This is a genomic window from Pseudomonas sp. UBA6276, from assembly GCF_002438365.1.
Lineage (GTDB): Bacteria > Pseudomonadota > Gammaproteobacteria > Pseudomonadales > Pseudomonadaceae > Aquipseudomonas > Aquipseudomonas coleopterorum.
The window spans coordinates 17,479-25,891 of sequence record NZ_DJUS01000025.1 but is presented as its reverse complement, the minus strand read 5'-3'; the positions used below and the strand labels follow the sequence as shown (position 1 = coordinate 25,891).

The 8,413-nt window shown below is 62.4% G+C and carries 8 protein-coding genes; 3 read left to right on the top strand and 5 right to left on the bottom strand.

The window, feature by feature from the left end:
* Positions 1 to 230: MetQ/NlpA family ABC transporter substrate-binding protein (locus B2V21_RS03510; protein WP_286916041.1), on the top strand; the 230-nt coding region annotated here is incomplete at its 5' end.
* A 42-nt stretch (positions 231 to 272) separates the two neighbouring features.
* Here B2V21_RS03510 and B2V21_RS03505 read toward each other — a convergent pair.
* Positions 273 to 905 carry an SCO family protein gene (locus B2V21_RS03505; RefSeq protein ID WP_192066266.1) on the bottom strand — a complete coding sequence of 211 codons (633 nt, stop codon included), beginning with the start codon at positions 903 to 905 and terminating at the stop codon, positions 273 to 275.
* Positions 906 to 1,077: 172 nt separating this feature from the next.
* Here B2V21_RS03505 and B2V21_RS03500 point away from each other — a divergent pair, with 172 nt between their 5' ends.
* Entirely contained in the window at positions 1,078 to 1,749 is a 672-nt protein-coding gene (locus B2V21_RS03500) for a hypothetical protein (protein WP_286916040.1), read from the top strand.
* A gap of 36 nt (positions 1,750 to 1,785) precedes the next feature.
* Here the strand turns inward: B2V21_RS03500 and B2V21_RS03495 are convergent, their stop codons facing one another.
* The 4 genes from B2V21_RS03495 to B2V21_RS03480 form a co-directional block, all read right to left on the bottom strand.
* Positions 1,786 to 3,300 (bottom strand): SulP family inorganic anion transporter, encoded by a 1,515-nt coding sequence (locus tag B2V21_RS03495; protein WP_376787073.1) that lies wholly within the window; start codon positions 3,298 to 3,300, stop codon positions 1,786 to 1,788.
* Positions 3,301 to 3,500: 200 nt separating this feature from the next.
* Entirely contained in the window at positions 3,501 to 4,208 is a 708-nt protein-coding gene (locus tag B2V21_RS03490; RefSeq protein ID WP_049860502.1) for a carbonic anhydrase, read from the bottom strand.
* Between the two features lie 433 nt (positions 4,209 to 4,641).
* Entirely contained in the window at positions 4,642 to 5,976 is a 1,335-nt protein-coding gene (gene gudD, locus B2V21_RS03485) for a glucarate dehydratase (protein ID WP_049860501.1), read from the bottom strand.
* Positions 5,977 to 6,051: 75 nt separating this feature from the next.
* Positions 6,052 to 7,398, bottom strand: a complete 1,347-nt coding sequence (locus B2V21_RS03480) for an MFS transporter (RefSeq protein ID WP_376787072.1) — start codon at positions 7,396 to 7,398, stop codon at positions 6,052 to 6,054.
* A gap of 266 nt (positions 7,399 to 7,664) precedes the next feature.
* Between B2V21_RS03480 and B2V21_RS03475 the strand changes: the two genes are divergently transcribed.
* A complete protein-coding gene (locus tag B2V21_RS03475) occupies positions 7,665 to 8,351 on the top strand; it encodes a FadR/GntR family transcriptional regulator (RefSeq protein WP_056844879.1) in 687 nt (228 codons plus the stop codon).
* Positions 8,352 to 8,413: the final 62 nt, after the last annotated feature.

The window sequence follows — 8,413 nt, the reverse complement described above, 5'->3', positions numbered from 1 at the left end:
TCGACCTGGCGCTGATCAACACCAACTACGCCCTGGAAGCCAAGCTGGATCCGTCCAAGGATGCGTTGTTCATCGAAGGCAACGACTCGCCCTACGTGAACATTCTGGTGGCACGCCCGGACAACAAGGACTCGCCGGCCATGCAGAAACTGGCCGCCGCGCTGCACAGCCCCGAGCTCAAGCAGTTCATCACCGAGAAATACAAGGGCGCGGTGCTGCCCGCTTTTTAAGCCCGTGACAGGTCGAGTGTGAGCTCGACCTTCCATTCTCAATCAATCGCCCGCGACCAGCCCCGGAAGCTGGGCGATCATCTTCGCATTGTCGATCGGCCCGCGAATGAACCCCCGCTGGCGCCCATCCGGCCCGATCAACGCCAGGTTGGCGCTGTGCTCCACCAGGTAATTGGGCTTGCGCGTGTCGGCGGGGATGAACGGAATGCTGATGGCGCTGGCCAAGGTCTGCAAGGTCTCGACCGGCGCGACCCACCCTTCGAAGCCTGCCTTGAAATAACCCAGGTACTGCTTGAGCCGCTCGGGGGTGTCGCGGTGCGGGTCGACACTGATCAGCACCACCTGCAAGCGCTCGCGCGTGGTGTTGGGCAGCTGTTGCTGCACGTCGCGCAGGTTGGCCAGGGTGGTCGGGCAGATATCCGGGCAGAACGTGTAGCCGAAGAACAGCAGCGACCACTTGCCCCTGAGCTGGTCGACGTGAACGGGGGCGCCGTCCTGGTCGGTCATCTGCAGCGCAGGCATCGCGCGACTCTGGGCCAACAGGATGATCCCTGCATCGACCAGTGCGGCGCGGTTGGGTTGGCTCTGCCGGGTGAGCAGGTGGTGAACGCTCAATCCGATCAGCAAGGCAAGGGCACCGGCAACGATGAAGACGATTTTCTGCGCTTTTGTCATGAGTCTGGGGTCAATGCACGTAAGAGGGGCGACGTTATCAGGCGAGCCATGAGGAGGGTAGTGGTTCGCGTCGTTATGAAATGTGTCCCGACTATGACAAATGCGTCTTAGCCTTCCCGATGGGCCAGCTATCGTTCCCACTTCACTTTCGTGACACCCGCCTGGAGCCTTCATGAACACCGCCGCATTGCGCGAGCAGATCCAACGTGCCACCGAACACGAGGCCGCTTCCGGCCAGCTGCAGCAGCGCCTGGAAAAGCAGCTGCCGCAGCTGCACCCGTCCATCGACATCGCTGAAGGCAACGACACCGCCCTGTGGCGCTTCGTCAGCGCCTACATCGATGAAGTCCCGCAACTGCTCGACGCCGCCAGCGAGGTGGCGGTCAAGGCGGGTATCCAATCGCAGATCGATCCGGTGCTGAAGATTGCCGAAGAATACTTCCTGCAACCGCCCGGCATTCTCGCGGACCATCCAGGCATGGATGGCCTGCTCGATGAAGCCTACCTGGCGCATCGCCTGGTAGAGGAAATCAACGATCTGTACATCCGTCACCTCGGCCAGCCGCTGATACCGCTGGACATGACCGTGGCCAACCTGATCGCCCACCAGTTGATCGGTGAAACCTTCGCCAACGAGTTGGACGAGGTCGTGCACCATTCGGTGGACCAGATGCTGTGCGATGAAAGCTTCGAGCTGCCGTCGGTGCAAGCCTACCGCGACAAGCTGATCAGCCCCGAGACCGGGGCAGCATGGAAACAGTGGCCGTGCATGTCACGGCGCCTGGGGATTGGCCTGGACTTGAATGCAACCTCGCAGGCTGCGACAGGACCTGGCGAGCACTAGTCGCCAAGCCCTGCAGAGCGCTTCCCGATTGCCGGGTCAGCTGCCGAAGCCTGCGCTGGTCCGCAGTTGACCTTCGATGCGCCGCTTGAGGCCGCGGCTTTCGATGATCATCCGCGAGCCCTTGCTCTGATTCGCGCGGCCCCAGTCCTCCAGCAGTTCCAGGCAGGAGTGGTCGATGTAGGTCAGGCCAGCAAGCGGCACATGGACAATCGTACCTTCCGGAATGCTCGCCAATGCCTTGGTCAGCGCCGGGACCTTGAGAAAGGTTGCCGAGCCCACCATGCGCAACTCCACCTCACCAGGGGCCTGGTCGACCAGGGTGATCTTCAGGCGCGCCGCCTTGAAGGCCAGCTTCAGCAGGGTCAGGGCGAAGCCCAGCAGCACACCGGTAAGCAGGTCGGTGAAGACGATCGCCAGGGCCGTGGCCGCGTAGGTGAACATCGGCATGCGACCGTAGCGGCCCAGGCCCTTGAAGGCCTTGAAGTCGACCAGCTTGACGCCGGTGAAGACCAGCACGCCCGCTAGGCTTGCCACCGGGATGCTCTGCAACAGGCTGGACAGCAGGACGACGAAACCGAGCAGCCAGACACCGTGCAGGATCGCCGACAGACGGGTCTGCGCGCCGGCCTGGACGTTGGCCGAACTGCGCACGATCACACCGGTCATCGGCAGTGCGCCGAGGATGCCGCACAGCATGTTGCCCACACCTTGCGCCGACAGTTCGCGATCGAAATCCGAACGCTGGCCATTGTGCATGCGATCCACCGCAGCCGCTGACAGCAACGTCTCGGCACTGGCGATGAAGGCCACGGCAATGGCGGCGATCAACAGGGCCGGATCGGCCAGGTTGAGCAGGTCGGCGGGGCGCAGCCAGTCGATGGCTTCAGCCAGGTTCGCCGGCACTTCGACACGCTTGACCGGCATGGCGAAGAACAGGCTCAGCCCGGTGGCCAGCCCGACGCCCAGCAGTGCACCGGGAACGAAGCGCAACTTTTGCGGACGCAGCTTTTCCCAGGCGTACATGACGGCGATGGTCAGCAGGCCCAACAACCCGGCTTGCCAGCCCAGCCCGCCACCGATGCTGGGCATGGCCTGGCCGACGACCGCAGGAAATTCGATCAGGTTGCTCAGACCCGAAGGCTGCGGCGCCCGGTCGAGCATGACGTGGACCTGAGACAAGACAATCAGCACGCCGATACCGGCCAGCATGCCGTAGACCACCGCCGGCGCCGTGACGCGGAACCAGCAACCGAGCTTGAAACGCCCGGCCAACAGTTGCAGCAGACCAGCCAGCAGCAGGATGGGGCCGAGCATGGCCATGCCGTGCTGGCGAACCAGTTCGAAGACCAGCACGGCCAGGCCGGCGGCCGGGCCACTGACCTGCAACGGCGAGCCGGCCAGGAAGCCGACCACGATACCGCCGATGATGCCGGTGATCAGGCCTTTGGAGGGCGGCATTCCCGAGGCGATGGCAATACCCATGCACAACGGCAGCGCGACCAGAAATACCACGACCGAGGCGAGCAACTCGCGCGGCAACACCGCTTTCATGTGTGCAATATTCACGTTCAATCTCCTGCAAGCATTCAAGCGAGCCGGGCCACTCTTTTCGACAGGCAGCAGTGTGCCTGCCCAATCCCCTGTAGCCCAACCGGCGCGGCGGTTACAGGTGGATTCGGCAAGCAATCGTTGAGGTGTGCTGTCGACAGATGATGGCCAGGCAGGCCCTGTCAAACGGACGCCACGGCGACCTAGAAGCGGCCCTTGGGCGTGGCGCTAGGCGTCGTGGTCGTTCTGTCGAGCGGACGGAAGCAGTCCTGCTCGGCGTCGTAGGCCTTGATTTCGCTGGTTTCGATGTTGTAGATCCAGCCATGGATAAACAACTGGCCACTGGCCATGCGCGAGGCCACCGATGGGTGGGTGCGTAGGTGCTGCAGCTGGGAGATGACGTTTTCTTCGGTCAGCACTTTCATGCTTTCGGCTTCGTTGGCGCAGTTGCAGTTGTCTTCGACCACGGTGCGGGCCACTTCCGAGTGGCGCAGCCAGGCCTTGACGGTTGGCATCTTTTCCAGCGAAGCGGGGTTGAGTACGGCGCGCATGGCGCCGCAGTCGGAGTGGCCGCAGACGATGACGTGCTGCACGCCCAGGGCCAGGATGGCGTATTCCAGCGCGGTGGAAACGCCACCGTTCATTTGTCCGTAGGGCGGTACGACGTTACCCACGTTTCGAGTAACGAACAGGTCGCCGGGAGAGCTTTGGGTGATGAGTTCGGGGACGATGCGCGAGTCGGCGCAGGTGATGAACATGGCCCGCGGTGCTTGTGCGGTAGCAAGCTTCTTGAACAACTCTTGTTGCTGAGGGAAGACGTCATGATGGAAATGCAGAAAGCCGTCGACGATCTGTTTCAGGGAGGCTTCAGCCGTATCGGCATGGCTCGGTGTAGGATCCTTGTCGCTCATGATTCATCCTCTTGCTGGATTTGAGATGGTTCCCAGTTTACCGGGTAAAAATTCCCACAGCTCACGGCTGGACGAGACGATTTACATAGGATTATGACTTGTGAGTCATTTGTCACTAACGTTACCGGTGAAAACTTAACTGAACCTGAATCGAGCGCTCTATTGTGCGGGGATGGGAGTTGTCGAGACGATGGACGGCGTCCCTGTAGCAGCGGCGCGAGTCGCGTCCGGCTTCACCGCGTTCGCCCAGATGCACCGCTTAAACCGCCGACGCGGCTTGCGCCGCTGCTACATAAGATTCAAGTCGTCTGCATGGCGGCAGCAGAACTGTGGGAGCGGGCTCTGCCCGCGAAGCAGCCGCCGCGGTATGCCTGAGCCACCGCATGCTCCGTTTCGCGGGCAGAGACCCGCTCCCACAGGGTCGATACGTGGCTTAGCGCACCAGGCAGGGGCGCTTGTTATCGAATTTCCAGTCTGAAATCAGGTATTGCATGGCAATGCCGTCATCCCGCGCGCCCAGGCCCTTGGTCTTGTACAGCTCGTGGGCCTTGGCCACTTCGTCCATGTCGATGTCCACGCCCAGGCCCGGCTTGGCGGGCACTTTGACGAAGCCATCGATGATCTGCAACGGCTCCTTGGTCAGGCGCTGGCCGTCCTGCCAGATCCAGTGCGTGTCGATCGCGGTGATCTCGCCCGGTGCCGCAGCGGCCACCTGGGTGAACATCGCCAGCGAAATATCGAAATGGTTGTTGGAGTGCGAGCCCCAGGTCAGCCCCCAGTCGTTGCACATCTGCGCCACTCGCACCGACCCCTGCATGGTCCAGAAATGCGGGTCGGCCAGCGGGATGTCCACCGACTGCAATTGAATGGCGTGCCCCATCTCGCGCCAGTCGGTGGCAATCATGTTGGTGGCGGTGGGCAGGCCCGTGGCACGGCGGAATTCGGCCATGACTTCACGTCCCGAATAGCCGTTTTCCGCACCACAGGGGTCTTCGGCGTAGGCCAGCACATGGTGCTGATCACGGCACAGGCTGATCGCTTCTTTCAGTGACCAGGCACCGTTGGGGTCCAAAGTGATGCGCGCGTCAGGGAAACGCTCGGCCAGTGCCGTCACCGCCTCGATTTCCTCGGCACCGCGCAGCACGCCGCCCTTGAGCTTGAAGTCGTTGAAGCCGTACTTGGCCTTGGCCGCTTCGGCCAACCGCACCACCGCCTCGGGGGTCATTGCCTTTTCGTGACGCAGGCGGCTCCAGTCATCAGCGGCGTCCGGCTCGCTGCGATAGGCCAGGTCGGTCTGGCCACGATCGCCCACATAGAACAGGTAGCCGAGCATCTTCACCGCATCGCGTTGCTGGCCTTCACCGAGCAGCGCTGCCACCGGCACCTCCAGAAACTGCCCGAGCAGGTCGAGCAGGGCGGCCTCCATGGCCGTCACGGCATGGATGGTGATGCGCAGGTCGAACGTCTGCAGACCACGGCCTGCACTGTCGCGAGCCGCAAAGGTGGTGCGCATGCGGTTGAGGATCTGCTGGTACTGGCCGATGGGCTGGCCCACCACCAGGCTGCGGGCGTCTTCCAGGGTCTCGCGAATGCGCTCGCCCCCGGGCACCTCGCCAACCCCGGTGTTGCCGGCGCTGTCCTTGAGAATCACGATGTTGCGGGTGAAGAACGGGCCGTGGGCACCGCTGAGGTTGAGCAGCATGCTGTCGTGCCCGGCAACCGGAATGACTTGCAGGCTGGTGACGATGGGGGCGTTGTGCGTGGTCATGTCGTTTTCCTTGTCATTGAATCCACGCCAGGCGCTGCAGGGGCCTGGCGAAAACGGTACAGGGGATCGCGCTGGTCAGAGCGGTCGCGCCTGCACGGGTTCGGCGATGCCGCTCACGGGTTTGCCGGGCTTGGGCTGCGTACGGGCGAAGAACACCACGATCGCGGCCAGCACCGATGTCGCGGCCAGGCCGTACAGCCCGCCCTGGATCGAGCCGGTGCTCTGCTCCAGGAAACCGAAGGTGGCCGGCGCGACGAAGCCGCCCAGGTTACCCACAGAGTTCACCAGTGCGATCACCGCCGCGGCAATGCGCGCGTCCAGGTAGGCCTGGGGAATGGGCCAGAACAGCGAGGACGCCGACTTGAAGCCGATGGCGGCGAAGCACACGGCCACGAAGGCAAACACCGGGCCGCCCGTGGTGGAAAGGAACATGCCGGCGGCGGCGATCAGCAGCGCTGTGGCCACCCAGGCCTGCTGGAACTTGAACTTGCCCGACAGCGCGGCAAACGCGTACATGGCGATGATCGAGATCAGCCAGGGTATCGAATTGAGGAAGCCCACCTGCAGGTCATCCAGACCGCCCATTTTCTTGATGATGCTGGGCAGCCAGAAGGTGGCGGCATAGATGGTCAGCTGGATGCAGAAGTAGATCAGGCAGAACAGCAGGATCTGGCGATCCTTGAGCAGCGTGCCCAAGGTCGGCTTGACGGTGTGCATGGCATCGCGTTCACGCTGTTCGCGATCGATCTCGCCCACCAGCGCGTCTTTCTCCTCCAGGGTCAGCCATTTGGCGTCGTGGACCTTGGAATCCAGCCAGAACCAGACGAAGAAGCACAGCAGCACCGAAGCCAGGCCTTCGATCAGGAACATCCACTGCCAGCCGTGCATCCCCAAGCCTTCGATCTGCAACAGCGCACCGGCCAGGGGTCCGGAAATCAGCGAGGCCAAGGCCGAGCCGCTGAGGAAGATGGCAATCGCCTTGCCACGCTCGACGCCAGGCAACCAGCGGGTGAAGTAGTAGATCACGCCAGGGAAGAAGCCGGCTTCGGCGATCCCCAGCAGGAAGCGCAGGATGTAGAAGTGGGTTTCGTTCTGAATGAACGCCATCATCGTGGCGACGATGCCCCAGGTGAACATGATCCGCGTCAGCCAGACCCGTGCGCCGACTTTCTGCAACAGCATGTTGGATGGCACTTCGAACAGTGCATAGCCGATGAAGAACAGCCCGGCACCGAAGCCATAGGCCGCCGCGCCGATGCCCAGGTCATGCTCCAGGTGCGTGCGCACGAAGCCGATGTTGACCCGATCGATGTAGTTGACGATGAACATGATGACGAACAGCGGGAGTACGTGACTCTTCACTTTCGAGACGGCGCGGGCCAGGACGGCATCGCCGGTTGCAACGTTTGAATTGCTCACAATTCAAATCTCCCACTGATTGTTTTTATGCGGGTAGTTTCTGTGTCGATCGGCAGCTGCGTGCTCGGTCGGCAGACATCATACAACTAGATATTCGTTGAACTCAACGTATGCAGGGCCAACCAATCTGCCATTCGTCGTTGTCATACATCTTTTTCAGCGTTGTCGATGCTGTTGTTGAACGGTCGGCGTCATCCTGTGGCTGGTCCGGCAGCGCCCGGAAGATGCTCGCAAGGTATGATCGGTTTTTTCGTCCGGGAGCCTCATCGATGTCGAAGCGACCAAACAGCCTGGCCCATGGGCTGGTCGAGGCCTTGAGCCAGCAGATCCGCCTGGGCACCCTGGCGCCGGGTGCCAAGCTGCCGTCGGAGGGCGCTATCGTCGCCGAGCACGGCGTTAGCAGAACCGTGGTGCGCGAAGCCTTGTCACGGTTGCAGGCATCGGGTCTGGTGGAAACCCGGCATGGGGTGGGGACGTTCGTGCTGCAGCGCGAGCCGGCCCATGGCCTGCGCTTGAACGTCGACACGGCGCTCAGTGTGCGCGGCATTCTCGAGTTGCGTCTGGGATTGGAGACTCAGGCGGCCGCCCTGGCAGCCAAGCGCCGCAGCGAGTCTCAACTGCAACGCATGCGCAAGGCGCTGGACGACTATCAGCGCTCGCTGGCCAACAACGACAGCTGCGTGGAGGAAGACAAGCGCTTTCACCTGCTGATCGCCGAGGCAACGGGTAATACGTATTTCACCGACATCATGCAGCACCTGGGTGATGCGATGATTCCGCGCACTCGGCTCAACGCGCTGGAGAAGGGCGATGCCGATCTTTCCCAGCTGGGGCAGGTGGCGAACCTGGAACATGAAGCGATCTACCAGGCGATTCGTAAGCAGGATGCCGATGCGGCACGGGCGGCGATGTGGCTGCATTTGAGCAACAGCCGTGATCGTTTCAATGCGGATTGAGGAGGCCTTTTTACTGGAGGGTGTCGGTGAGGGCCCCTTCGCGGGCAGAGGGCTCGCCGCCC

What these genes read in the sequence shown, in the direction of transcription:
- B2V21_RS03505 (WP_192066266.1), bottom strand. Translation starts at nt 905, where the DNA reads ATGACAAAAGCGCAGAAAATCGTCTTCATCGTTGCCGGTGCCCTTGCC.
- B2V21_RS03500 (WP_286916040.1), top strand. Translation starts at nt 1,078, where the DNA reads ATGAACACCGCCGCATTGCGCGAGCAGATCCAACGTGCCACCGAACAC.
- B2V21_RS03495 (WP_376787073.1), bottom strand. Translation starts at nt 3,300, where the DNA reads ATGAAAGCGGTGTTGCCGCGCGAGTTGCTCGCCTCGGTCGTGGTATTT.
- B2V21_RS03490 (WP_049860502.1), bottom strand. Translation starts at nt 4,208, where the DNA reads ATGAGCGACAAGGATCCTACACCGAGCCATGCCGATACGGCTGAAGCC.
- gudD (WP_049860501.1), bottom strand. Translation starts at nt 5,976, where the DNA reads ATGACCACGCACAACGCCCCCATCGTCACCAGCCTGCAAGTCATTCCG.
- B2V21_RS03475 (WP_056844879.1), top strand. Translation starts at nt 7,665, where the DNA reads ATGTCGAAGCGACCAAACAGCCTGGCCCATGGGCTGGTCGAGGCCTTG.